At 64.5% G+C, this 276-nt stretch carries 1 protein-coding gene; it reads right to left on the reverse strand.

Annotated features, from left to right (window positions below):
- Positions 1 to 276 (reverse strand): UPF0182 family protein (locus HWE04_RS24275; RefSeq protein ID WP_241813933.1); only part of this gene is annotated, 276 nt, incomplete at both ends.

The following is a 276-nucleotide window of genomic DNA, read 5'->3' on the forward strand; positions in this document are numbered from 1 at the left end:
GAGATAGCCCATCAGAACATCTCGGTTGCCGCCGCTCCCCGTCACCGACGGGATGAACGTCGAGAACATCGAGAACCGGGGCGAATCCTGACCCGGCATCTGCATCGTCAGGTAGTACGGAGGCTGGAGCACCGCGTCGCTGCGCGGGTCGTTGGGCGTCTGCCAGCGGTTGTCCTGCTGGGCGAACGAACCGGCGGTGTCGATGTGGTAGATCCCGAGGACGTCGCGCTGGACCTTGAAGAGGTCGGTCGGGTAGCGCACGTGGCTCATCAGGTC

Origin of the sequence: Herbaspirillum sp. C7C2, from assembly GCF_022627865.1 — a bacterium.
Classification (GTDB): domain Bacteria; phylum Pseudomonadota; class Gammaproteobacteria; order Burkholderiales; family Burkholderiaceae_D; genus Herbaspirillum; species Herbaspirillum frisingense.